At 71.0% G+C, this 22,935-nt stretch carries 20 protein-coding genes and 1 pseudogene; 16 read left to right on the forward strand and 5 right to left on the reverse strand.

What is annotated here, in order from left to right; genetic code table 11:
• Positions 1-11: 11 nt before the first annotated feature.
• Entirely contained in the window at positions 12-1,442 is a 1,431-nt protein-coding gene (locus ACGFNH_RS26530) for an MFS transporter (RefSeq protein ID WP_393657809.1), read from the forward strand.
• Here the strand turns inward: ACGFNH_RS26530 and ACGFNH_RS26535 are convergent.
• The 3 genes from ACGFNH_RS26535 to ACGFNH_RS26545 all read right to left on the reverse strand — a co-directional run bounded on the left by ACGFNH_RS26535 (position 1,432) and on the right by ACGFNH_RS26545 (position 3,652).
• Positions 1,432-2,202 (reverse strand): hypothetical protein, encoded by a 771-nt coding sequence (locus ACGFNH_RS26535; RefSeq protein WP_393657811.1) that lies wholly within the window; start codon positions 2,200-2,202, stop codon positions 1,432-1,434. The two genes, ACGFNH_RS26530 and ACGFNH_RS26535, sit on opposite strands and share 11 nt — an antisense overlap.
• A gap of 177 nt (positions 2,203-2,379) precedes the next feature.
• Positions 2,380-2,727, reverse strand: coding sequence for a VOC family protein (locus tag ACGFNH_RS26540; RefSeq protein ID WP_393657813.1), 348 nt, complete (start codon positions 2,725-2,727; stop codon positions 2,380-2,382).
• Between the two features lie 136 nt (positions 2,728-2,863).
• Positions 2,864-3,652, reverse strand: a complete 789-nt coding sequence (locus ACGFNH_RS26545; protein WP_393657815.1) for a class I SAM-dependent methyltransferase — start codon at positions 3,650-3,652, stop codon at positions 2,864-2,866.
• 303 nt (positions 3,653-3,955) lie between these two features.
• Here ACGFNH_RS26545 and ACGFNH_RS26550 point away from each other — a divergent pair.
• A pseudogene (locus tag ACGFNH_RS26550) lies at positions 3,956-4,141 on the forward strand (DUF397 domain-containing protein); the annotation flags it as partial.
• A gap of 105 nt (positions 4,142-4,246) precedes the next feature.
• Here ACGFNH_RS26550 and ACGFNH_RS26555 read toward each other — a convergent pair.
• A complete protein-coding gene (locus tag ACGFNH_RS26555) occupies positions 4,247-4,840 on the reverse strand; it encodes a DinB family protein (RefSeq protein ID WP_393657817.1) in 594 nt (197 codons plus the stop codon).
• 441 nt (positions 4,841-5,281) lie between these two features.
• Between ACGFNH_RS26555 and ACGFNH_RS26560 the strand changes: the two genes are divergently transcribed.
• The 13 genes from ACGFNH_RS26560 (at position 5,282) to ACGFNH_RS26620 (ending at position 21,455) form a co-directional block, all read left to right on the forward strand.
• Positions 5,282-5,722: a hypothetical protein gene (locus ACGFNH_RS26560; RefSeq protein WP_393657819.1), complete on the forward strand. Its 441-nt coding sequence runs from the start codon at positions 5,282-5,284 to the stop codon at positions 5,720-5,722.
• A gap of 269 nt (positions 5,723-5,991) precedes the next feature.
• Positions 5,992-7,194 carry an MFS transporter gene (locus tag ACGFNH_RS26565; protein ID WP_393657821.1) on the forward strand — a complete coding sequence of 401 codons (1,203 nt, stop codon included), beginning with the start codon at positions 5,992-5,994 and terminating at the stop codon, positions 7,192-7,194.
• A 332-nt stretch (positions 7,195-7,526) separates the two neighbouring features.
• Positions 7,527-9,176 (forward strand): amino acid adenylation domain-containing protein, encoded by a 1,650-nt coding sequence (locus ACGFNH_RS26570; protein ID WP_393657823.1) that lies wholly within the window; start codon positions 7,527-7,529, stop codon positions 9,174-9,176.
• An 82-nt stretch (positions 9,177-9,258) separates the two neighbouring features.
• Positions 9,259-10,689: a citrate/2-methylcitrate synthase gene (locus tag ACGFNH_RS26575; protein ID WP_393657825.1), complete on the forward strand. Its 1,431-nt coding sequence runs from the start codon at positions 9,259-9,261 to the stop codon at positions 10,687-10,689.
• The gene (gene acnA / locus ACGFNH_RS26580; protein WP_393657827.1) at positions 10,686-13,331 is read left to right on the forward strand and encodes an aconitate hydratase AcnA; all 2,646 of its coding nucleotides are present in this window, start codon (positions 10,686-10,688) and stop codon (positions 13,329-13,331) included. The genes ACGFNH_RS26575 and acnA overlap by 4 nt, the downstream gene beginning before the upstream one ends.
• Positions 13,328-14,722 carry a DUF6025 family protein gene (locus ACGFNH_RS26585; protein WP_393657829.1) on the forward strand — a complete coding sequence of 465 codons (1,395 nt, stop codon included), beginning with the start codon at positions 13,328-13,330 and terminating at the stop codon, positions 14,720-14,722. The genes acnA and ACGFNH_RS26585 overlap by 4 nt, the downstream gene beginning before the upstream one ends.
• On the forward strand, positions 14,713-15,723 hold the full coding sequence (locus ACGFNH_RS26590) for an enolase C-terminal domain-like protein (RefSeq protein ID WP_393657831.1): 1,011 nt from the start codon (positions 14,713-14,715) through the stop codon (positions 15,721-15,723). Before ACGFNH_RS26585 ends, ACGFNH_RS26590 begins: the two co-directional genes overlap by 10 nt.
• Positions 15,720-16,679, forward strand: coding sequence for a D-2-hydroxyacid dehydrogenase family protein (locus ACGFNH_RS26595; RefSeq protein WP_393657833.1), 960 nt, complete (start codon positions 15,720-15,722; stop codon positions 16,677-16,679). The genes ACGFNH_RS26590 and ACGFNH_RS26595 overlap by 4 nt, the downstream gene beginning before the upstream one ends.
• Before the next feature lie 91 nt (positions 16,680-16,770).
• Complete coding sequence (locus tag ACGFNH_RS26600) at positions 16,771-18,162, forward strand: LLM class flavin-dependent oxidoreductase (RefSeq protein WP_393657835.1); 1,392 nt, start codon at positions 16,771-16,773, stop codon at positions 18,160-18,162.
• Positions 18,159-18,656, forward strand: coding sequence for a flavin reductase family protein (locus ACGFNH_RS26605; protein WP_393657836.1), 498 nt, complete (start codon positions 18,159-18,161; stop codon positions 18,654-18,656). The genes ACGFNH_RS26600 and ACGFNH_RS26605 overlap by 4 nt, the downstream gene beginning before the upstream one ends.
• A 4-nt stretch (positions 18,657-18,660) precedes the next feature.
• Positions 18,661-19,893, forward strand: a complete 1,233-nt coding sequence (locus ACGFNH_RS26610; RefSeq protein ID WP_393657838.1) for an acetyl-CoA carboxylase biotin carboxylase subunit family protein — start codon at positions 18,661-18,663, stop codon at positions 19,891-19,893.
• A 201-nt stretch (positions 19,894-20,094) separates the two neighbouring features.
• A complete protein-coding gene (locus ACGFNH_RS26615) occupies positions 20,095-20,502 on the forward strand; it encodes a pyridoxamine 5'-phosphate oxidase family protein (RefSeq protein WP_393657840.1) in 408 nt (135 codons plus the stop codon).
• 437 nt (positions 20,503-20,939) lie between these two features.
• Positions 20,940-21,455, forward strand: a complete 516-nt coding sequence (locus ACGFNH_RS26620) for a GNAT family N-acetyltransferase (protein WP_393657842.1) — start codon at positions 20,940-20,942, stop codon at positions 21,453-21,455.
• 333 nt (positions 21,456-21,788) lie between these two features.
• On the opposite strand, the gene ACGFNH_RS26625 is transcribed toward ACGFNH_RS26620, so the two are convergent.
• Positions 21,789-22,241, reverse strand: a complete 453-nt coding sequence (locus tag ACGFNH_RS26625; protein WP_393657844.1) for a hypothetical protein — start codon at positions 22,239-22,241, stop codon at positions 21,789-21,791.
• Positions 22,242-22,463: 222 nt separating this feature from the next.
• Between ACGFNH_RS26625 and ACGFNH_RS26630 the strand changes: the two genes are divergently transcribed.
• Positions 22,464-22,934 carry a cation:proton antiporter regulatory subunit gene (locus ACGFNH_RS26630; protein ID WP_393657846.1) on the forward strand — a complete coding sequence of 157 codons (471 nt, stop codon included), beginning with the start codon at positions 22,464-22,466 and terminating at the stop codon, positions 22,932-22,934.
• Position 22,935 lies beyond the last annotated feature (1 nt).

Genomic DNA, 22,935 nt, shown 5'->3' on the forward strand with positions numbered 1-22,935 from the left:
CACGACCCCCCTTGCAGCTGCAGCACCCTCTCCGCGGTAACCCGACCTCTCGATCCGGCCGCAGGCCCTGGGCGGCCCTGTACGCGCTCTGCGTCAGCTTCTTCATGATCGGGCTGGACGCCACGGTCGTGAACGTGGCGATCCCCCGGATCCAGGACACCCTCCACGCCACGGTCAACGACATGGTGTGGGTCAACAGTGCGTACGCGCTGTGCTACGCCGTCCCGCTCATCCTCGCCGGGCGCCTCGGCGACCGCGTCGGCCCCAAGCGGGTGTTCCTGACCGGCCTGGCGGGCTTCACCTTCGCGTCGCTGGCGTGCGCCGTGGCGACGGGGCCCGGGGCGCTGATCGCCGCGCGTGCGGTCCAGGGCCTGTCGGCCGCGTTGATCGCCCCGCAGACGATGGCCCTGATCGTGCACATGTTCCCGGCCGAGAGGCGGGGGCGGCCGCTGGGTGTCTGGGGCGCGGTCGGCGGGGCTTCGATGGCGGCCGGTCCTCTGGCCGGTGGCCTGATCGTCGCCACGCTGGACTGGCGGGGCATCTTCCTGATCAATGTGCCGGTCGGCGTGGCCGGCTGGATCGCAGCGGCGCGGCTGGTCCCCGACTGGCGGCCGGCCAGGCGTCACCGGCTCGACCCGTGGGGCACGGTCCTGAGCGGAGCGGGCCTGTTCGCTGTCGTCTTCGCGGTACAGAGCGGCGAGCTCCACCACTGGGGCACTGTCGCCGGACCTCTCACCATCGGCCGGATCATCGCCTTCGGCCTGGTGTGCCTGGGCGCGTTCGTCCTCTGGCAGCACCGCAACCCGCGTGAGCCACTGCTGCCGCTGCGGCTGTTCCGCAATCGCGGCTTCTCCGCGGCGAGCGCGGCCGGCGGTGCGATGGGCTGTGCCATGGGCGGTCTGTTCCTGCCGCTGATGATCTACCTGCAGAACACCCTCCACCACACACCGCTTCAGGCCGGGGCGGCCACGGTGCCGATGTTCGTCCTGTCCTCCGTCGCCGCCCGCCGGGCCGGTGGATGGTCGGACACCGCCGATCCGCGGCTCCTGGCGGCAGCGGGCTTCGCGCTGCTGGTGGCGGGGACCGGGTCGCTCGTGGTGCTGCTACGGCCCGGGATGAGCCTGTGGGCCCTGATGCCCTCGCTGGTGGTCTCGGGGGTGGGGATCGGGCTCGTCTCCGCCCCGCTCGCCCGAATCGCCACCTCCACCCTCGACCCGGGCCTGGTGGGGGTGGCCTCCGGGGTCTTCAGCACCACCCGCCAGCTCGGCGGAGCCCTCGGCAGCGCCGCGACGGGCGCCCTTCTCCAGGCCGCACTCGGCGCGACCACCACCACAGCCACCCGGGCCGCCCTGCTGTTCCCGGTGGTCATGCTGCTGATCGGTCTGGCCTGCTGTGCTCCGGTCGCCACCGCCGCCGGGCGGGACGGGAGGGTCACTCGTTGAGTTTGCCGACCAACTGCACGGGATTGGTGGGCTGTCGCCCATGTGAGGGATCGCCCTGCACCGCGGCGTTGAGCTCGGCCCGGATGTCCTGGAGCCGAGCGGTGTCCGCGGCGTCGGGATCGGCGACCACCAGCGCGTAGTGCCAGGTATCCGTGTCGTCCTCGGCGTCGTTGCCGGGGCGTTCGCCCTGGTCGTCGAAGACGACCAGGCGGTGCCCACGGCCGGCCGCGGAGGAGTGGGTCGTGTGCGGATCATCGGCGATCATCACTTCGTCGGGGGTGTTCGCCGATGCGTTGCGCACGGTGAAGCCGTACTGCGTCGTGCGGTCCGTCACGACGGCCGTGGCGGCGGGGTCGAAGCCGGGCGGGAGATAGACCTCGGTGGGGCCGTCCGAATGGCGGCCGCGCCAGGATACGAGCGAGAACCTCTTGTCGTTGACGTAGTGGTGCCCGGTCTCACCGGGGGAGATCTCGTACCAGTTCAGTGTCTCGTCGCCGTAGTCCCTGCTCAGGTCGTCATAGGTGAAGTTCATCAAGTCGCCCTTGGTGTAACGGGGGTAGGCGCGCATGATGTCGCCCGGGTCGTTGTTGAACGTGGCGGCGCCCGGTGCGCCTTTCACGACGGAGAAGTTCTCGTCGTTCCACGCGTCGTGCTCCGTGACGACCTGACGCGGGTCGCCGTTCATCCGCTCCTGGTGCCGGTCGCAGTACGGGTCCGAGGTGTCAGCCCGCGCCCGGTCCGTGGCCGGCGCGGTGCGCACCGACGGCGCGGACCTCGCCGCGCAGTTGTTGATGGCGCAGACCTAGCGCATCGGGCTCCACCGCGGAGCGCGCCCGGGCTGCGGTGCGAGCAGGCGGCGGGGGATGCGCCGCACCCGGTGGCTCCGACCGGTAGGGTCGCCCGCTCCGAACCGCGGACGAGTTCCGCACCCGGGCGGTCAGGTGACGGGGTTCTCGATCAGCGTGATGCGGTTGCCGTCGGGATCGTGCAGGGCGGCGAACCGCACCGTCCGACCGCCGTGCTCCACCGGGCCGGCGGTCAGACCCCGGTCGGCGATCTCGGTGAGCGCGGTGTCGAGATCCTCGACGACGAGGTTGAGCAAGGTGGATCCGGCGTGCTCGGGCGAGACGAAGACCTGGATCCAGCCGCCGGGGGAGATGTGCCAGTCGGCCAGCCCGTCCATCGGCCTGCGGTCGGCGGGCCGACCGGTGAGGCGTTCGTACCAGGCCACGGCCGTCTCGATGTCCCGGACGGGAGCGACGGCCAGTACGTGGGTGAAGGCCATGGGAGGCGTCCTTTCGCTGTGGGGCTCCGTATCTTCTCTGCCTACACCCGTTCCGACTCCGGGCAGCGGCAGGACTCATCGGCCGTGGGGCGCGTGGTTCGCGGGGATCGCAGAGTCCAACCCGGCAAGAAGCCGCCTAGTCCGCTTGCAGGACGAAGAACAAGAAGCACAGGAAGCGCGGCTTGGCCGCGAAGGCCTCAGGGAACAGCTCGCGGGCGGCTGGATCAGGCTCTGGCTCGCTGATGACCGTGATCCGGAATCCTGACGCGGTGAACGCCTCGACCATCGCGTGCAGCGGCCTGTGCCAGATGCTCATCAGCGCGGTCTGGCCGCCCATGGTCCACTCTTCGGTCCAGTTGGTGGTGTCGAAATACTCGTACTCGGCCTCGCGGCCGGCCTGGCGGTGCATGAGGTTGATAGCAAAGGGATGATCGACGGAGGCGATCAGCCGACCGCCGGGCTTGAGTACGCGTCGCAGCTCGGCCAGCGCCGGCCCCCAGTCCTCCAGGTAGTGCAGCACCAAGGACGCGACGACATCGTCGAACGTGTCGTCAGGGTAGGGAAGCGGGCTGCCCAGGTCGGCCACCTGCAGGTCCGCACCGTCGCCGAGCCGCCGCCGGGCCGGCTCCAGCATCCCGGCACTCACGTCGAAGCCGCTCACGACGGCGTCACGGTCGCGCAGCGCGGCGAAGAGGGCCCCGGAGCCGCAGCCGGCGTCGAGGATCCGCCGGCCGGCCACGTCTCCGGCGAGGGCCAGCATCGCGGGCCGCTCGTAGTAGGCATTGATGAGGTTGGTTTCATTTTCGGCCGTGTACGCCTCGGCGAACCCGTTGTAGTCGTTGACCTTCGGCGGATCCACAGGCACAGCGGACGGCGACGTGAGCCCGGTGGAGCTCGCGTGCTCTTGCCGCTCGTCAGAAGTCATGGTGCGAGAGACGTGTGCTGCATCAGTTCAGTTCCTGCTGGACGCCGCCTGAGTCCACGACGCCCACCACGGCGGACAGTTGGCACAACCTGCGCCGCATCCCGCTGCCGGCCACACCCTTCGGCCGGCCCGCGGACAGGGCGCCGGACGTTCGCGGCACGGCCGTCGTTCGGCTTCCTCGACCCCCGATCGCTCAGCGGCCGTCCTTCCGGCTGCGCGCGTTCGCCTCCGCGACGCGGGCACTCAACAGCTCGGCCTGGCTGAGCAGTTGGACGCCTCCGGGTTCGGCATCCCACTCGCGACGCTACCTGGCGCAAGAGCTCCTACAGCAACTCGGACGGCGGCGAGTGCGTCGAGGTCTCCGACGACTTCGCCGCCCTCGTCCCTGTGCGTGACAGCAAGGACCCGCATGGCCCGGTGCTCATGTTCCCGGCGGACGGCTGGTCGTCGTTCGTCGACGCCGTGAAGAGCGGTGAGCTGGGCGTCTGAACGCGGGCGAACCACAGGGCCCCCGCGACCGGTTGACGGTCGGCGGGGGCCGCGCTGTGAACCGGCCGGTCGCGGGAGAGCGTTGCGGACCCGGACGAGCTCAGGTCAGTGCTGTCCCGCGCGGTACAGGTCGCGCAGCAGAGCGATCTCGGCCCCATGGTGCAGCACTTCCTGGTTGACCCACCACACGATGTCGATGAACGGGTCGTCCGGATCGCTGCCGTGCGGGTAGGTGCAGTACCCCACGGTGTCGAGCGCGACGTCGTCAACGCCCGACAGAGCCTTCCGCCATGCCGTGGCGCCCGCTTCGAATGCGGCGATCGCCCCTGCGGTGTCCCCGCTGACGCGATAGTCGTCCCGGGTCAGCGAGTGGCTGCCGGCGGTGTGGTCGGCGCGCACGGTCAGCATCTCGCTGAGGTGGCTCAGGCGCCACGCGATGGTGGTGACCGGCGGCGGCCAGGGGTGCGGGTAGGAGGCGCCATCCCGTCCCCAATCGCCGGTACCGGCAAGGAGAGTTGCGCGCGGCCCCGGCCCGTCCGTGCGCCGCCGCACCGACCAGCAGTCGGGCACCGGCTCCCAGAAGAACTCCTCGTCGGTCATGGGGCCGACCCGGGTGTCCGCCCCGTCGCCGCTGTCCATGACGGGCCCTGACAGACGACAGGCGAGGCGCTCGCGGGCGAAGTCGAACTGCTCCAGCAACGGAGTCAGACGGGGTGGAATCGCGGGCGCTCCTGGGGCGAGCGGACGGGGCCTTGAGGGGCGATCTGCCGCCCCGGCAACCTAACAGGCCCGCCGTGGCGCGGCCTCTCAATATCCGAGGGAGGTCACCCTCCTATCCCTGAGTGGCGGCTGCCCACCAAACGTTCGCAGGTCCGCGGACCTTGGCAGGCCACCGACGACGGAGCAGCGGTCAGCGGGTGCATTCGTTGATGACGGTTCGCTGCCGTGATGAGGCGGCAGCCCGAGCGCCCAGCGGGACGGTCCAGCACCCCTGCCGGGCGGGCCCGGTTGTCGTGTCGATCGGGCTCACCTGCGCTGATGCGTTGGTGAACGGTGAGTAGCCCCCTACTTGAGTAATCGTTTACGGCGGCCCCTAGCATGGCCCGGAATCTGAGCCGTACATGACGAAATGGAGCAGCCATGATCCGCATCGAGAGGGTCGAGGACAGCAGTGGCAAGAGCCGTTCGCGCGGCAGGAAGTGGGCGTGGCTGATACCTGTCGCGGTCCTGGGGTTGATGGTCTTCTTCGTGATCACCGAAGAAGACCGCAGGTGTGTGGACCGGGAGAGCTACCAGCGGGCCAAGGGCTACAACGTCATCGACTCCGAGAGGTGCGACGACGGAAGCGACAACGACTCCAGCAGCGGTGGTGGCTCGAAGAAGAGCAAGAGCAAGAGCAAGAGCAAGAGCAAGAGCAAGAGCAAGAGCAAGAGCAAGGGCGGGGGCGTCAGCAAGAGCAGCGGCATGGTGAGGACCAGGAGCTCGGGTGCGACGCACGCGTCCTCGAACGACGACTACGACGGGACTTGGTACTACTCCGGCAAGGAGAAGCACGGCTGGGTGAAGGGCGGCCACTTCTGATGGCGTCGGTGAGTCGTGAGTCGTGAGTCGTGAGTCGTGAGTCGCGAGTCGGTGAGTCGGCGGTGTGGCGGGGCACGGCGGCGGTGACCGAGCGTCAGCTCACTGAGCGTCAGAACTGAGTACCGGCGACTCACGCCGCCTGTGAACATCGCGCGGATGATGTTCTCATTCCGTGAAGTTTCTGTAAGCACAGCAAGGTTTGAGAACATGTCTGGAAACGTCGACCCGACCGTCCGGGCCCCCGTCGCCTCGCGCCCGCGGACCCGGATATGAGTCGATTAGCCCCGGCCGAGAGGCGTCTGGCGGCCGCCGCCCTGGTCCAGTCGCTCGGTATCGGGCTCTTCATGGCCAGCTCCATGGCGTTCTTCACACGCCACGTCGGCCTCAGCCCGAACCAGGTCGGCGTGGGCCTGGCCGTCGCGGGCGCAGTCGCACTGGGCGTCTCGCTCGGCGGTGGCGTACTGGCGGACCGCTTCGGCGCACGCCGGGTCCTGGCCGTCCTCTACGTGTGCCGGGCGGTGTGCTGCACCGCGTACGGACTGGTCACGAACTACTGGCAGTTCATGGTCGTGACGCTGTTCGCCATCGCGGCCGACCGCGCGGCGCCACCCGTGCTCCAGGCGCTCGTGGCCGCCGCCGTGACCGAGCAGCGGCAGCGCACACGTCTGCTGGCGGTGATCAACGTCGTCCGCAACTGCGGCCTGGGCGCCGGGGCGATGGCGGCGAGCGCCGCTCTGCTCAGCGACACCCTGTTCGCCTATCGGATCACCCTGGTCGCCATCGGCGCGGCCTTCCTGGGAGGCGCGGCGCTGGTCCTGCGCATCCCCGAGCAGGGCGCGCCGCAGGCCCGGCAGAAGGAGAAGCGGGCCGCGCTGCCCGATCGCCGCTATCTCCTGCTGACCGGGCTGAATTTCCTGCTGTCCTTCTTCGACGCGCTGCTGCTGGTGGCCATGCCCGTCTGGGTTCTGGAGCACACGGAAGCATCGCCGGCGACGGTCTCGGTCCTGTTCGCGGTGAACACCGGACTGGTCGTGCTGTTGCAGATCCCGGTCAGCAGGATGGCCCAGGGCCTGCGGCGCACCAGCCGCATGATGACGTACGCCGGTGTCGCTCTGGCCGCGTCGAGCCTCTGCTTCGCGGGCGCGGGCGCCGCGCAGGGCTGGTGGGTGGTGGGCTGGCTGTTCGCGGCCGTCGTGGCCCTGTCGCTCGGTGAGGTCGTGGCCAACTCCGCGGGCTGGGACCTCTCCATCGCCCTGGCGCCACCGGAGGCCCGCGGACGCTATCTCTCGGTCTTCAACCTCGGCAACGCCGGACAACGGGTACTCGGACCGGTCGTGGTCACGGGGCTGCTCCTGAGCACCGGCACGGTGGGCTGGATCGGCGCGGCAGTCGTCTTCCTCGTGGCCGGGGTGGCCACGGAACGGGTCGCGCTGGGAGCCCGTACCGAGAGAAGGGCGATGGCCGATGCGTGAGCGCGGCCGAGGAACCCGGTTGTGACGGACAGCGGGTCCGGCCGCGGCTGACATCGGCCGAGCGGTCCTGCCCAACTCCGCACCTACGCTCAATCTTTGACGTGCCCTCAGCACACGCCCTCCCCGGAGGGCTTCCGCCCCGGTCGATGCGCCGTCGGGCACCTCTCACACGAGCCGGGTCGATCACATCGTCCCGCCGTCGCACCCGTTCGCGCCGCGCTCGCACTTCCGCACCGCCCCCGCATGCCCGAGGCGACTGCTCCACGGCCCCGACCTGCGGCCGCTGCCCACCGTGCACCCGAACCCCGCACCATCCGCGCTGGAGGAAAGACATGCCCGCCACGCACGAAATGCCCGCCACGCACGACATGCCCACCACGCACAGCGTGACCGTGAACACCCTCACCACCGCCCCACCGCCGTACGGAAGTCTGGCCTCGGGCTTCCTGCACCACGCCCGGCACAGCCCCGGAAGTGTTGCGCTCACCGTCGGCAAGCGCGAGTACACCTACGGAGAGGGAGCCGACATCGCCCTGCGCTGGGCGTCGCGGCTCGTCGATGCCGTTGGCGGCCGAAGACCGGAGCGCGTAGGGGTGTTCGCCCACCGCAGTGAGGCGTCGTACCTCGGAACCCTGGCCGCGCTCTTCGCCGGAGCCGCGTTCGTCCCGCTGAACCGGAAGCTACCGCTGGAGCGCACCCGCACCATGCTGGAGCGGGCCGACCTCGACGCCTTGATCGTCGACGAACAGTCCCTGCCCCAACTCGCGCCGCTGCTGGCCGGGTTGCGCAAGCCACCGGCCGTCCTGCTCCCCGAAGGCGGATCGGGCGACCGCATCGCCGGAGCGGGGACGGTGTTCGGCGCTGCGGACCTGGCCCGGTCCGCACCGCTCACGGACCCGCCGCAGGCCGCGCCCGACGACCTCGCCTATCTGCTGTTCACCTCCGGGAGCACCGGAGCACCCAAGGGCGTGCCGATCACCCACGGCAACGCACGGGCCTTTCTCGACGCCGGCCGCGAGCGCTACGGGTTCACTCCCGAGGACCGCTTCACGCAGACCTTCGACCAGACCTTCGACCTCTCGGTCTTCGACCTCTTCATGGCCTGGGACCACGGCGCCCGTGTCTGTGCCATGGACCCCATCGAGATCCTCTCGCCCTTCCGCTACCTGGAACGCCACGGAATCACCGTCTGGTTCTCCGTACCGTCCGTGGCGGCCATGCTCCGCAAGCGGGGAGCCCTGACGCCGGGAAGGATGCCGACGCTCCGCTGGAGCCTGTTCTGCGGCGAGGCGCTGCCCCGGGAGATCGCCCAGTCGTGGCAGGCCGCGGCGCCGGCCTCGGTGCTGGAGAATCTCTACGGTCCGACGGAACTCACCATCGCCTGCTCCGTCCACCGGTGGGACCCCGCGGCCAGTCCGGCACAGTGCCTGCACGACAACGTCCCCATCGGCCGGCTCTATCCCGGACTCCGTCCGCTGGTCGTCGACGAGACCCTCGCCGTCGTGCCCGAGGGACGTACCGGGGAGCTGTGCGTGGCGGGCCCGCAGACCTCGCCCGGCTACTGGCGCGATCCGGCGCTGACCGCCGAGCGGTTCTTCGAGCACGAGGGCAGCACCTACTACCGCACCGGTGACCTGGTGCGGAGCCAGGACGGGACGTACGTCTACGTCGGCCGCAACGACCAGCAGGTCAAGGTCGGCGGACACCGCGTGGAACTCGGCGAGATCGAGGCCACGTTGCGCCGCGCGGGCTGCGCCGAGGCCGCCTGCCTGCTCTGGCCCGACCAGGATTCGATCGCCGCCGTGGTGACCGGCCACGTCGAGGCGAAGGCCCTCACCACCGCGGTCGCGGACCTGCTCCCTGCCTACATGGTGCCCCGGTCCGTCCACGTCATCGACGAGATGCCGGTGAACGGCAACGGCAAGACCGACCGCAAGGCCCTGCGCGTATGGCTCGACGGCCGTGCCACCGGCGGGATCTGACGGACCGTACGAGACCGCGGCACACCTGACGCGAGGGGACGCGCAGGCCTGCCGCACCCATCCATCACCCAAGGGGGGAATCATGCACCACGTGGACCGGATCATCGCCCGGGCCCTCGGGATCGCCGAGGACCGGGTCACCGGGGACCTGGAGTACCAGTCCGTCAGGGAGTGGGACTCCCTGGGCCATGTAGCGCTCATGGTCGCGCTCGGCGACGAACTCGGCCTGCCCGTCGACGACGACCAGGTCGTGGGACTGCGCACGGTGGCCGCGATCCGCGCGTTCGCAGGAGGCGGGGAACCGCTGGAGGCCGCGCCCGCGCCCGCGGAGCAGCCGGCCGTCCAGCGCGGCCTGGAAGGGGTCCGCTTCGACCACACCCGGATCACCCGCATCGACGGTGCGCAGGGCGTCCTGGAGTATCGCGGCTACAGCATCCACGACCTGGCCGGACACGCCTCCTTCGAGGAGGTCGCCCATCTGCTGGTCAACGGTGAACTGCCGGACGCCGGCGCTCTGGAGGCGTTCGAGAAGGAACTGCGCGTCCACCGCGAGCTGCCCGGACCGGTCCTCGATCTGGCGCGTTCCCTGGCCCATGCCCACCCGATGGAAGCGCTGCGCACCACCGTGTCCGCGCTCGGGGCCTTCTCCCCTGGGCGCGAGCCGGGCACCGACGAGTCCTACGACGAGGCGCGCGAGGCCGGGATGGCACTGATCGCGCGGATCCCGATGCTCGTCGCGGCACACCACGCGTTCCGTTCCGGCCGCGAGCCGGTCATGGCGCCCGACGACGTCTCGTACGCGGAAGGCTTCCTCACGGCACTGACGGGGAAGGCGCCCACACCCGCCGCGGTCCGGTTCCTCAACAAGGGGCTGATCGTCCATGCCGACCACAGCTCGAACGCGTCGGCGTTCACCGCGCGCGTCGCCATCGGCTGCCGGAGCGGGATGACCGCCGCGCTGACCGCCGCGGTGGCGGCCTTCGCCGGATCCGTGCACGGAGGCGCCGCCGAGCGCGTCGTCCGGCTCGTCGACGACGTCGGCACCCCGGAGAACGCCGAGGCGTACGTGCGTGAGCTGCACAGCCGCAACCAGCCCGTCATGGGCTTCGGGCACCGCGTCTACCGCACGGAGGATCCGCGCGTACGCCATCTCCGCGCCACCGTCGTCGAGTTGAGCGAAGAGCGCGGCGACACCCGTGGCCTCGACGTCCTCGACGCGGTCGCCGCGGCCATGCGGCCCTACGCGCGGCACGGTGTGGCGCCCAATGTGGACCTGTACGCCGGACTGGCGTACCGGCTGCTGGGCCTGCCCGGCGATCTGACGGTGCCGATGTTCGTGGTCGCCAGGACCGCCGGATGGGTCGCCCAAGCGCTCGAACAGCACGCCAACAACGTGCTGATCCGCCCGCTGCTGGAGTACCGCGGCCCGGCGTCACGCGCTTATCCCGGAACCGTCCATGACGTCCCGCGTCGTCTGTCCTCGACCGCCCGCGCAGAGATGAGCACGCCGTGACCGACCACGCGCACATCGCCGGCCGCAAGGCCGGTCTCCACAGCCTGCCGCGGTTCGCTGCCGACGCGGGAGTCGACCTCGGATCGCTCCCGTACACCGGCCGCATCCTGCTGGAGTCCCTGCTGCGGTCGGGCGAGCAGCGGGCGGCGGCGCGGCTCGGACAACGCCTCGCCGCCGGCCTGGCACCGGAGGCGGAGATGGCGTTCCGGCCCGCCCGCATCCTGGTGCAGGACTACACCGGAATCCCCCTGCTGGTGGACCTGGCCGCGCTGCGCGACCGGACATCGCGTCCCGAGCGGGTCGATCCGGCACTGCCGGTCGACGTGGTCGTCGACCACTCGGTGCAGACGGACTGGGCCGGGCGGCCGGACGCGCTCGCCCTCAACGAAGCCCTGGAACTGACGCGCAACGAGGAGCGCTACGCGTTCCTGAAGTGGGCCGAGACGGCGTTCGACGCGGTACGGGTGATCCCTCCCGGGCGCGGCATCGTGCACCAGGTGAACCTGGAGCGGCTGACCACGGTCGTGGCGGCCGGCGAGGACGGACTGCTCTTCCCCGACACCGTGATCGGCACCGACAGCCACACCACGATGGTGGGCGGGCTCGGCGTCCTCGGATGGGGCGTCGGGGGCCTCGAAGCGGAGGCGCTGATGCTGGGGCTTGCCCAGCCGATCCGCATACCGCCGATCGTCGGGGTCCGGCTCACCGGTGAGCCGCGGCCGGGCACCTCGGCCACGGATCTGGTCCTCACCCTGACCCGTAGGCTGCGCGAGGAGAACGTCACCGGCGTCATCCTGGAATTCACCGGCCCCTCGGTCTCGGCCCTCTCCGCCGCCGACCGCTGCACCATCGCCAACATGGCCCCGGAGTACGGTGCGATGGCCGCATTCTTCCCCGTCGACGGGGAGACCCTGCGGTATCTGAGGCAGACGGGACGCCCCGTGGCGCAGGTGCGTCTGGTCGAGGAGTACTGCTGGCAGCAGAGGCTGCTGCGCGAGGGGACCGGGCCCGTCTTCGGCCGCACCATCGCCTTCGATCTCGGTACGGTCGGTGCGAGCGTGTCCGGGCCCAGCCGCCCCGACCAGCAGATTCCGCTCCGCGAACTCCCTGGTTCCTTCGCGGAGTTCAGCCCCCGGCCGGTCCGCTCGGCGCAGGGCCTGGCCGACGGGGACATCGTCATCGCGGCCATCACCTCGTGCACCAGCACCTCCAACCCGCAGGCCATGCTTGCCGCGGGACTCCTGGCGCGTCGTGCCGTCGAGCTCGGGCTGACCGTACCCGGGCACGTCAAGACCAGCCTCGCTCCCGGATCGCGCGCGGTCACGCGCTACCTGGACGACGCCGGTCTGATGCCCTACCTCGAGAAGCTCGGGTTCCATGTCGCCGGATACGGCTGCATGACGTGCAACGGCGGCAGTGGCCCGCTGGCGGACGGTGTGGGGGAGACCGTGTCCGGGAGCGGGCTGACGGTCTGCGCGGTGCTCAGCGGCAACCGGAACTTCGAGGCCCGCGTGCACGCCCAGGTCCGGGCCGGATATCTCGCCTCCCCGGCCCTCGTCGTGGCACTGGCCCTCCTCGGCCATGTCCGTACCGATGTGGAGAGCGCGCCGCTGGGCACCGACGGCGACGGGAAGCCCGTGTACCTGAGGGATTTGTGGCCTGACAGCGCGGAACTGGGCGCGCTGGAGGCGCAGTTCGTGCGCCCGGAGGTCTTCGACGCCGACGCCGGGGTTCACGTCCACGCCGACGCCGACGCCGACGCCGCGCCTGGCCCGGCCACGGGCTGGGAGTCCATCACCGGACAGAGCGGGGCGACCTTCGTCTGGGAGCAGGACTCCACGTACATCCGACCCCCCGCCTACGTGACCGGGGCCCGGAAGCCCGGCGGGAACGGGCCCGCCGATGCGACCGGGGCCGTCGATCCCGTGGAGCCGCTCGGCACGGCACCCTTGCTCCGGGCGCGAGCGCTGCTGGTCCTCGGCGACGACGTCAGCACCGACCACATTTCCCCCGTGGGCGCGATCCCGCCGGACTCACCGGCGGGGGAGTATCTGCGGGAGCGCGGAGTGCGGGACTTCAACTCCTACGGTTCCCGTCGCGGCAACCACGAGGTGATGGCGCGCGGAACGTTCAGCAATCCCCGGCTCCGCAACCGCCTGATCGGGCAGGGGGACGGCGGCGGCGCGACCGTGCACCTCCCGACCGGCGACCGTCTGCCGGTCTTCGAGGCGGCACAGCGCTATGCCGCATCCGGTACGCCGCTGGTCATCCTGGCCGGCCGCAACTACGGCATGGGGTCCTCACGCGACTGGGCCGCCAAGGGGCCGCGGCTGCTCGGCGTACGCGCCGTGCTGGCGGAGAGTTTCGAGCGCATCCACCGCGCGAACCTTTGCGCCATGGGCATCCTGCCGCTGCTCCTCCCGGAGGGGGGCCGGGAACGGCTGGGCCTCACCGGTGCCGAGGAGTTCACGCTGGAGGGCCTGGGGAGGATGCGGGAGCGGGGGACCGTCGAGATCCGGGCGGACGCGACGGCGTTCACGGCGCGGACGGATGTCCATTCCCGCGGTGAGTGGGACGTCCTGCTGGCGGGCGGCGCCCTGCCGTACCTGCTCGGCCGTCTCGAAAGCGAGCGTGCTTCATGAGCCGCAGGATCACCGACGAACTGGATCTTCTGACGGCTGCCGACGCCGACCGGCTCGCCGACGGCTCCCGCAGTTTCCTGCCGGTCCACCTCGGCACCCGGGACGTGCCCATCGGTGCGCTGCTCGACCTGGTGCACAAGGAGGACGCGCTGCTTCCGCCGCGCAGCGGACACCTGGGGAACTGGGAGGACATCGCGCTCGGGCGGTCCGGCCCCATGGACTTCAACACCGCCATCTGCGGCCAGGGGCACGGCTATCCGCTGATCTACGGCTTCACCCGGACGGAGACGGACACCGCCGACGCGGGCGGTGACGGCGTGTATCTGCCGGGCTCGCTCGTCGAACAGGGCAGGCGGCGGCCACTGCCGCTGTTCACCTGGGACGGGCGCGGGTTCGCGCCCCGGGACCGCAGCCGCCCGCTGTTCTGCCCGCTGGTGCGGACCGAGGAACAGGGCGAACCGACCCCGCTGGTCGACGTACACCTGCGGCGGATGCGGGCCATCACCGGCTACCGCTTCGAGCTGGAGGCATCGTCCCTGGTCGCCCACGACGCCACCGTCACCGCGATGCTGACGGTGCTGCTGGAGCGGGCGGCCACCCGGGACAATGCGCGCAGGGCCTTCGCCGATCTCATCAGCCACGCCGTCCGCCTGGACGGAGAGGTCGCACGCTGCGAACTCCGCCCCGACGGGCGGGGCTACCGGCTCGACGGCCACCACTACGGCTCCGCCGGCGAACTCGCCGAAGCCGCTCTGCTGCCGTTCCGCGCCCTCACCGACCCGGCGCGGTTCTTCGAGCGGATCAGCGACCTGCCTCCGGTGCTCCCGGTGGTGTCCCATCTGCTGACCGGCGTGCTGACAGCGATGTTCGGAACGCACTACCCCGACGGTCCGGCCGTGCCCGCGGACGATCCCTTCATCACGCATCTGCACTGGGGGGCGCGCTCGATGGCCGGATGCCCTCCCCGGCGCGGCGGCTACTTCACCAGCCGCGCCGCCGTCCGCGGCATGCGTTCCATCAGCGAATGTCTGGCCGGGGAGTTCACGGAGGCCTCCCCGCTGTGTGTCGTGCTGCTGCCCGCACCGGTGTTCATGCTGTGTCCGGCCAGTACCGATCCCGGCGACGCCGAACCGATGGCCGCCCTCTTCCGGGCGACGGCGGCGGCACGCCCCGGCGAGGAGTACGACGCGGCGCTGACCTGGCTGGGCGCGCACCGGGACGGCCTCTCGGACTACCTGTGCGGCAGGTTCCGGGAGGGCAGCGGTATTCCGTACGGGGGAGTGCCCCGCGAGCCGGCCGTACCCGTGGAGCCCGAGGGCTTCCGCGATCTGACCTTCCGTCAGGCATCGGCGATCGTCGCGGCGTTCGAGGAGGCCGGCGCATGCGGATGACGCACTACCGCATCGAGTCGGCGCTCTCGGAGCCGTTCGCCGGCACCAGGGGGGTGACCGACGCCGTACGGCAGAGCGTGGTGCGACTGCGCTGGGACGGACTGGAGGGATACGGCACCGCCCTGGGAGCCTCCCCCGCCGAACTCGACACCTGCGTGCGACTGCTCGCCGGCAGCGGCCCGTACCGGATGGTCCCCGCCCTGGACCGGCTGGAAGCAGCGGGCGTACGGCCGGCCGTGATCGCCGCCGTGGACATGGCCCTGCACGACCTGCTGGGCAAACGGGCGGGACAGCCGCTGTACCGCCTCCTCGGACTCGACGGCCTTCCGCTGCCCCCCACCGCGCTGTCGATCGGCATCTGCTCCGACGACGAACTGGCACGCAGGGGCGAGAAGCTGGCCGACTGGCCGATCCTCAAGCTCAAGCTGACGCCGGAGGACGACGGCAGCCGTGCCGGAGTGCTCCGCGAGGTCTACGGCGGCCGCATCTGGGCCGACGGCAACGGCTCCTGGACCCCCGAGCAGGCCGTCGAGGTGGCCCGCGAACTGCACCGCCACGACGTCGAACTCCTCGAGCAGCCCGTGCCGCCGGATGCGGATCCCGGCGGGCTGCGCCACGTACACGAGCACGCGCCGCTCCTCGTCGTCGCCGACGAGGACTGCAAGGTCCCCGCGGACGTCCTGCGGCTGCGCGACTGCGCCGGGGCCGTCAACATCAAGCTGACCAAGTGCGGGGGACTGCGACGCGCCCTGGAAATGATCTCCCTCGCCCAGCACACGGGACTGAAAGTCATGCTGGGCTGCAAGACGGAGAGTGCGCTCGGGGTCAGCGCGATGGCCCAACTGGCACCCCTGGCCGACTTCCTCGACCTGGACGGACACGTCGACCTGCTCGCCGACCCGTTCACCGGAATCGGCGTCGACCGCGGCACGATCATGGTGCCCGACGGCCCCGGCCTGGGCGCCCTGCAGAACAACACCCGACGGAGTTACCTGATATGACACTGCGCTGCGCCGTGCTCGACGACTTCCAGAGCGTCGCGACGTCCGTCGCCGACTGGTCCCCGCTGGAGACCGACGTCGACATCGTCACCTTCACCGAGCACTTCGCCACCGAGGACGAACTCGCCGCCGCCATGGCCGGGTTCGACATCATCGTCACCCTCCGGGAACGTGTGCCGTTCCCCGCCTCCCTGTTCGCGGCGCTGCCCAGGCTCAGGCTGCTCGTGGCCTCGGGCATGAGGAACTCGGTCATCGACTTCGCCGCCGCCGAGCAGCACGGCGTGACCGTCTGCGGCACCGCGAGCTCCTCCACACCCCCGGTGGAGCTGACCTGGGCCCTGATCCTGGGCCTCGCACGAGGCATCGTCACCGAGAGCACCTCCCTGCGCCGGGGCGGACCCTGGCAGAGCACCCTCGGCGCGGACCTCTCCGGGCGGCGGCTCGGTCTGCTCGGCCTGGGAAAGATCGGCAGCAAGGTCGCCCAGGTCGGCCTGGCGTTCGGCATGGACGTGGTCGCCTGGAGTCAGAACCTCGACCGGGAACGCACCCGAGAGGTCGGCGTGACCCTCGCGGCATCCAAGGAAGAGCTGCTGCGCACCAGCGACGTCGTCTCCGTCCACCTCGCCCTGAGCGATCGCACCCGCGGACTGCTCGGGGCACCGGAACTGGCACTGATGCGCCCCACGGGCTACTTGATCAACACCTCGCGGGCCGCCATCGTCGACCAGGACGCGCTCCTCACCGCGCTCCGGGACGGCCGGATCGCGGGCGCCGGAGTCGATGTGTTCGACACCGAACCGCTCCCGGCCGAGCACCCGATGCGCACCGCCCCCAACCTGCTGGCCACCCCGCACCTCGGCTATGTCTCCCGCGCCAACTACGAGACGTACTACGGCCAGGCGGTGGAGGACATCCGGGCCTTCCTCGACGGAGAGCCCGTCCGACGCCTCGGCTGACCGCATGCCGGCCGCACCGGCCGGCCCACTCTTATCGGACTCATCGGAGAGCAACACCGTGACCGCGAACAAGCCCGACACGAACCCGTGCATGACGAACCCGCGCACGACGCAGTACCGCAACACCAACCGGCCCGGCACGAGCCGGCGCATGATGAAGCTCGGGGCCTTCCTTCCGGCACCCGGTCACCACGTCGCCGCATGGCGCCACCCCGAGGCACGGCCGGACGGCGGCCTCGACTTCGACCACTACCGCTCCGTGGTGCAGACCGCCGAACGCGGCAAGTTCGACATGATCTTTCTGTCCGACGGCGCCGGCATACGGACCCACTACCGCGACGCCGACGAACTCAGCCGCCAGGGACGCATGGTCCACTTCGAGCCGCTGACCCTGCTGTCCGCGCTGGCCGTCCACACCACCCACATCGGGCTGACGGCGACCGCCTCCACCACGTACAACGAGCCGTTCCACATCGCCCGGAAGTTCGCCTCGCTGGACCACCTCAGCGGGGGCCGATCCGGCTGGAACGTCGTCACCTCCGTCACCGACGCCGAGGCACGCAACTTCAACCTCGACCAGCAGCCCGACCACGCCACCCGGTACCACCGTGCACGGGAGTTCATGGACGTCGTCACCGGCCTGTGGGACAGCTGGGAGGACGACGCCTTCCTCCACGACCAGAAGTCCGGCCGGTTCTTCGACCCGGAGAAGCTGCACATCCTGGGCCACCGCGGCGAACATTTCCAGGTCCGCGGACCCCTCAACGTCGCCCGCCCGCCCCAGGGCCACCCGGTGATCGTCCAGGCGGGCTCCTCCCCGGACGGACAGGACTTCGCCGCCCGGTGGGCCGAGGTCGTCTTCACCGCACAGCAGACCCTCGACCAGGCACAGACCTACTACCGCGGCATGCGCGAACAGGCCGCCGCCCACGGCCGCAATCCCGACGACGTCAAGATCCTCCCCGGCGTCTTCCTCATGGCCGGACGCACCCGGGCAGAGGCCGAGGACAAGTACGCCGAACTCCAGGACCTCGTCGACCCGGTCGTCGGCCTCGGCCTGCTCACCGGACTCCTCGGCGACGTGGACATCTCCCACCTGCCCCTGGACGGACCCCTGCCCGAACTCCCGCCCACCGAAGGCAGCACCAGCCGGCAGCAACTCGTCTACGAGCAGGCGCGGCGGCAGGGTCTGACCATCCGCCAGCTCTATCTCTCGGTCGCCGGAGGCCGCGGGCACCGATTCCTCCTCGGCACCCCCGAGACCATCGCCGACGAACTGGAGGACTGGTTCCACAACGAAGCCGCCGACGGATTCAACATCATGCCCAGCCACCTGCCCGGCGGGCTCGACGACATCGTCGACCTCGTCGTACCGGAGCTGCAGCGCCGCGGGCTGATGCGCACCGCGTACGAAGGGACCACGCTCCGGGAGAACCTGGGCCTGCCCCGCCCCGCCTTCCGACCGGCGGAGGCCGGCGCATGACGGTCGACGGCACGGTCCTGCGCACCGTATTACGCTCGTACGCCTCCGGTGTGGCCGTGCTGACCGCGGCCACGCCCACCGGGCCCGCCGGCGTCACCATCACCTCCTTCACCTCGATCAGCGCCGATCCCGCCCTGGTCTCCTTCGCCCTGGCCGACTCCTCCTCCACCTGGGCCCGTCTCCAAGGGAGCCTCTGGTTCGGCCTCCACATCCTGGGAGCGGACCAGACGGAGACGGCCGAGCGATTCGCCGGCCGCGGCGTCGACCGTTTCGCCCCGCCCACCCGCTGGAGCACCGGACCGCACGGAGTCCCCCTGCTCGACGGCTGCCTGGCGCGACTCGTCGGCTTCCGTTACGGCCAAGTCCGGCTCGGCGACCACCACTTGGTCATCTGCAGCGTCGAACACGCGGAGACCGGCGCGCCCGGGGACAGCCTGGTGCATCTCCACGGTGCTCTGCTCCCCGCCGGTTCCCCCTCTCCCGCAAGGATCTGACCCCATGCCGAAAGTCCTTCTCTTCTCCCGCCGACCGCTGGACCGGCGGCCCCTCCACCGATGGCTGGGCGACGCCGCAGCCGATGTCGTGCTGGTCACCCCGCGGGAGGCGGTCGCCGCATCGGGCTCCGACGTCACCGGTCGCTTTCTGGGGCACCGGCTGGTGGACGACTACGGAAGCTGGGCCACGGACCGTATCGCGGAGGAGGCGGCCCGCGCCTTCGGTGTGGACCTGGTCGCCAGCACCAGCGAGGACGACGTCCTGCGCGCCGCCCGGCTGCGGGGCCGCCTCGGCCTCCCCGGACAGCACGGCGAATCCGCGAACGCCTACCGCGACAAGGTCGCCATGAAGCGGCTGGCGCGTGCGGCCGGGCTGCCCGTGCCCGAATTCGCCCCGGTCGACGACCCGTTGGACCTGCTCGACTTCATCGACGCGCACGGCTTTCCCGTCGTGGTGAAGCCGCGCTCCGGCGCCGGCGCGGAAGGCTTCGCCGCCCTGCGCGACGACGCGGACCTGGCCGGCTTCCTCGACCCCGAACGACCCCGTACGGTCCCGCTTCTGCCGGGCCAGTGGATGGCGGAGTCCTTCGCGCACGGGGACTTCTTCCACGTCGACGGCATCATGCGCGGCCACGAGGTGGTGCACTGCTGGCCCTCGCGCTACAACACCGGCGTGGCCGAACACACTCGCCACGCATCCGCCCTGAGCAGCGTCCTGCTGAGCCCGCACAACCCCCGCACGGCCCGACTCGCCGCCTTCACCGCCGACGTCGTCGCCGCCCTGCCACCCTCCCCGATGCCGAGCAGCTTCCACCTGGAGGCATGGGTGGGGGACGACGGCGTACCCGTCCTCTGCGAGATCGCATGCCGCGCCGGCGGAGGGCCCATCGCCACGACCTACGAACGGGCCTTCGGCGTCCACCTCGCCAAAGAGGGCCTCCGCGCCCAGTGCGGCCTGGACCTCACCCTCGACGTCCAGCCGAAGGCGCCGGAGGAGGCCTGCGGCTGGGTCGTCCTCCCACCCGGAACGGGCCGTTTCCAGCCGCCCGCCGAACCCTGCCCGGTTCCGGGAGTGCACCTCACCGTCCATCTGGAGCCCGGCACCCGGAGCGAGGGCATGCGCCACGCCGTGGACGCCGCCGCCGATGCGGTCGTCATCGGTGACACGGAGGAGGAGGTGCACAACCGGCTGGAGGAACTGGTCGGTTGGTGGTCCACCGGGACCACCTGGACGTGAGTCCGCACGGACCACCGGCACTGGGCTGCCGACCCGGTGAGTACCTTGCCCGTGGCCGCCAACCCCGTGGGCTGCTCCGGCAGCCGCTCCCCGCCGCGCCACCCTCGGAAGGGCACCGCGAGGGCCCGGTCACGTACCCTGCCCGTGGTTTGCGGCCACGACCTGATCCGCGCACCCACGCCGCCCGTATGAAGGACACCGATGACCGCCCCACCCCCCTCCTCGCCCGACGACACCTTCTGGCGGGAACGCCGCATCTGCTTCCTCACCACGCGGCGCCCGGACGGGACCCCGCACCTGGTGCCGGTGGGCGTCACGTACGACCCCGATACGCGTATCGCCCGCGTCATCAGCAGCGCCGGCAGCAAGAAGGTGCGCAACGTGCGCGCCGCCGATGGGACGGCGCACGTCGCGGTGAGCCAGGCCGACGGCCGCCGCTGGTGCACCCTGGAGGGCACCGCCGTCATCAAGGACGACCCGGCCTCCGTGTCCGACGCCGAGCGCCGCTACACCGAGCGGTACAAGCCCCCGCGGCCCAACCCGGAGCGCGTCGTCATCGAGATCACCGTCACCCGGGCCATGGGAACGGCGAAACCGGCGGGCTGGTAGCCCCCACCGGCGCCCGGGGCCATGCGCGGGGCGTCCGCGGTACCGACGTACGGGGCCAATCCGGGCGGGGGGTGCCGGACGGCGGTGTGATGGTGCCTCGGTCGCCGGTCGCCGGTCGCCGGTCGCCGGTCGCCGGTCGGCCGCGGCGGCCTCGTGAAGGCGGGTCGTCGCGAACGGGAGCGTGCGGGAAGGATCGTCGCTGATCGCGATCACGTTCGACCGGAACGGACGCACCCGACGCACCGAGCCCTGCCCGTCGGCAATCAGGGACTGTCGGCCCGCTGACACCGACGCCCGCGGTCGCCACACTGGGGGAGGTCCTCCTAGAGGCCAGGACCCGGTTGCCCTCGCCCGTAGGTGGCCGGGTGGCCGCTGCAAGAACCCGTGCCCGCCGCGTTCGCGGCACACGCGTCGAGCACCCCCGAGCGAGAGGGACCGTGACCATCATCGAGCCCCCGGCCATCCGCACCAGTCGGCTGACCCTCCTGCCCCTGCTGGTGGAGCACGCCGACGAAATGGCCACCGTGCTGTCCGACCCGGAGCTGCACACTTTCATCGGCGGCGCCCCGGCGACCGGACCGGACCTGCGCGCTCGCTACGAGCGCCTGGTCGCCGGCTCGCCCGACCCCGCCGTCTCCTGGTGCAACTGGGTCCTCCGGCTCCGCGAGGAGGACTGCCTGACCGGCACGGTTCAGGCGACGGTGGCCGCAGGGGATCACGGTGAAGTCGCCGAGATCTCCTGGGTGGTGGGAACCCCCTGGCAGCGGCGCGGCCTCGCCACCGAAGCGGCCCGCGGCCTGATCACCTGGCTCGCGGGCCAGAGGGTACGGACCGTCGTCGCCCACATCCACCCCGACCACGCGGCGTCTGCCACTGTCGCCGCAGCGGCGGGGCTCCGGCCCACGGAGCACTGGCACGACGGAGAGGTCCGATGGCAGCTGACGATCGGCTGATCACCGTCCGGGCGCATCGATGACTCCCGATCATCGAGATCTCCAACTCCCTTGCCGACGTTCGGTGTTCGGCGTTCTGCTGTCCTGAATCCGGTCCACCGCTCAGGAGTAGGGCGTGCTGTGCCACTGGGCGCCGATCCTCACCAGTGCGGGGACGGACCGGGCGATCGCCGAAGGAGCGAGGAACGCACACCGGCACCGTCCAGCGCCTCATCGGCCTGAGCCGCTCAGCCTCCACCGGCGGCGGGTGCAACACCGGTCTCGGAACCGGACGTGTGGCCACCCGAAGGGCAGGACCGCAGGCCAGCGTACGCGCCGCAGCGGTGAAGCCGGTCAGACGCCGCGCGTCGGCCCGGACCTATGACCCGCGTCGGACACCCTGTTGCCGGCACGTGTGGTGAGGCGGTGGTAGGCGGCACGAGCGTGGATCACGCGGGCCAGTCCCGTGCCGATGAGGGTCGCGGTGAACAGACATGCCAGCCAGAGGATGTCGCGGGCCGCGGCCCAGGTGAGCGTCCCGAGCGGCGGGATGGCGAAGCCGTTCAGGAACAGCCAGCACAGTACGGCTGTCCCGGGCGCGGCGGTGAAGCGCGCGTACGAGCCGAGCACGCCGGCCATCAAGGACAGTGCCACCAGGGCGAGTCCGGGGCGGTCCAGTCCCACGACAGTGTTGAGGACCGCCACCAGCACCAGCGCGCCACCGAAGGCCGCGGCCCACACCAGCGGCGTGGCGACGGGCCGGGGTACGGGCCTGGCTCCGGTGCCGAGAGATCCCCACTCGATCATCCTGACGCTTCCTTCCGGTCCGCCCCGTACCGGCGAACGGGGAACGCCGTTCGTCCCCCTGACTGTGGACGCGGACCCTGAGCACGGATTCTCCCACTGGTGCCCCGCTCGGGTGTGGTCGGCCGGTTGCAAAACGCAACGCTAGGGTGTCATCAAAAGTTTTCCCAAGAAACGTCAAAAACCGGATGGCCGGAAATGGGGGCAGCCATGAGTGCCGTGCGCATGAGCAGTACACCGTTGCCAGGGATCGGTGTGCGCTACGACCTGACCACGCGGGAGCAGCGCCGTTTGTCCGTGGTGGCTCACCGCGACGGTTCCCGGACGGTGAATGCATACCGGGAGGACGATCCGGACGCCTGTGCGCTGTCCGCCCGGTTGACGGCGGGGGAGGCGGACGCGTTGATCGACGCGCTGATGCCGGCGCATCACAGCCCGAGTCTGCTGTCGACGACGGAACTGGGACTCGTCGCGGAGCGCATCGAGTTGTCGTCCACCTCGCACTGGAACGGGCGGCTGCTGGGCGAGACCAGGATGCGTACGGACACCGGGGTGTCGATCGTGGCGGTTCTGCGTCGCGCTGAGGCCATTCCTTCCCCCGGTCCCGACTACCGCCTTGCGGGGGGCGACACCCTGATCGTGATCGGCACACGCGAGGGTGTCGACGCCGCGGCCGAGATACTCGGGCGAGAGTGAT

It is taken from the genome of Streptomyces sp. NPDC048639, assembly GCF_043199075.1.
In the GTDB taxonomy this organism is placed as follows: Bacteria; Actinomycetota; Actinomycetes; order Streptomycetales; family Streptomycetaceae; genus Streptomyces.

Bases quoted from the DNA above. Each gene is read 5' to 3' on its own strand.
- ACGFNH_RS26540 (WP_393657813.1), bottom strand. From the start codon at position 2,727: ATGGCCTTCACCCACGTACTGGCCGTCGCTCCCGTCCGGGACATCGAG.
- ACGFNH_RS26545 (WP_393657815.1), bottom strand. From the start codon at position 3,652: ATGACTTCTGACGAGCGGCAAGAGCACGCGAGCTCCACCGGGCTCACG.
- ACGFNH_RS26560 (WP_393657819.1), top strand. From the start codon at position 5,282: ATGATCCGCATCGAGAGGGTCGAGGACAGCAGTGGCAAGAGCCGTTCG.
- ACGFNH_RS26565 (WP_393657821.1), top strand. From the start codon at position 5,992: ATGAGTCGATTAGCCCCGGCCGAGAGGCGTCTGGCGGCCGCCGCCCTG.
- ACGFNH_RS26570 (WP_393657823.1), top strand. From the start codon at position 7,527: ATGCCCGCCACGCACGAAATGCCCGCCACGCACGACATGCCCACCACG.
- ACGFNH_RS26575 (WP_393657825.1), top strand. From the start codon at position 9,259: ATGCACCACGTGGACCGGATCATCGCCCGGGCCCTCGGGATCGCCGAG.
- ACGFNH_RS26585 (WP_393657829.1), top strand. From the start codon at position 13,328: ATGAGCCGCAGGATCACCGACGAACTGGATCTTCTGACGGCTGCCGAC.
- ACGFNH_RS26590 (WP_393657831.1), top strand. From the start codon at position 14,713: ATGCGGATGACGCACTACCGCATCGAGTCGGCGCTCTCGGAGCCGTTC.
- ACGFNH_RS26595 (WP_393657833.1), top strand. From the start codon at position 15,720: ATGACACTGCGCTGCGCCGTGCTCGACGACTTCCAGAGCGTCGCGACG.
- ACGFNH_RS26600 (WP_393657835.1), top strand. From the start codon at position 16,771: ATGACGAACCCGCGCACGACGCAGTACCGCAACACCAACCGGCCCGGC.
- ACGFNH_RS26605 (WP_393657836.1), top strand. From the start codon at position 18,159: ATGACGGTCGACGGCACGGTCCTGCGCACCGTATTACGCTCGTACGCC.
- ACGFNH_RS26610 (WP_393657838.1), top strand. From the start codon at position 18,661: ATGCCGAAAGTCCTTCTCTTCTCCCGCCGACCGCTGGACCGGCGGCCC.
- ACGFNH_RS26615 (WP_393657840.1), top strand. From the start codon at position 20,095: ATGACCGCCCCACCCCCCTCCTCGCCCGACGACACCTTCTGGCGGGAA.
- ACGFNH_RS26625 (WP_393657844.1), bottom strand. From the start codon at position 22,241: ATGATCGAGTGGGGATCTCTCGGCACCGGAGCCAGGCCCGTACCCCGG.
- ACGFNH_RS26630 (WP_393657846.1), top strand. From the start codon at position 22,464: ATGAGCAGTACACCGTTGCCAGGGATCGGTGTGCGCTACGACCTGACC.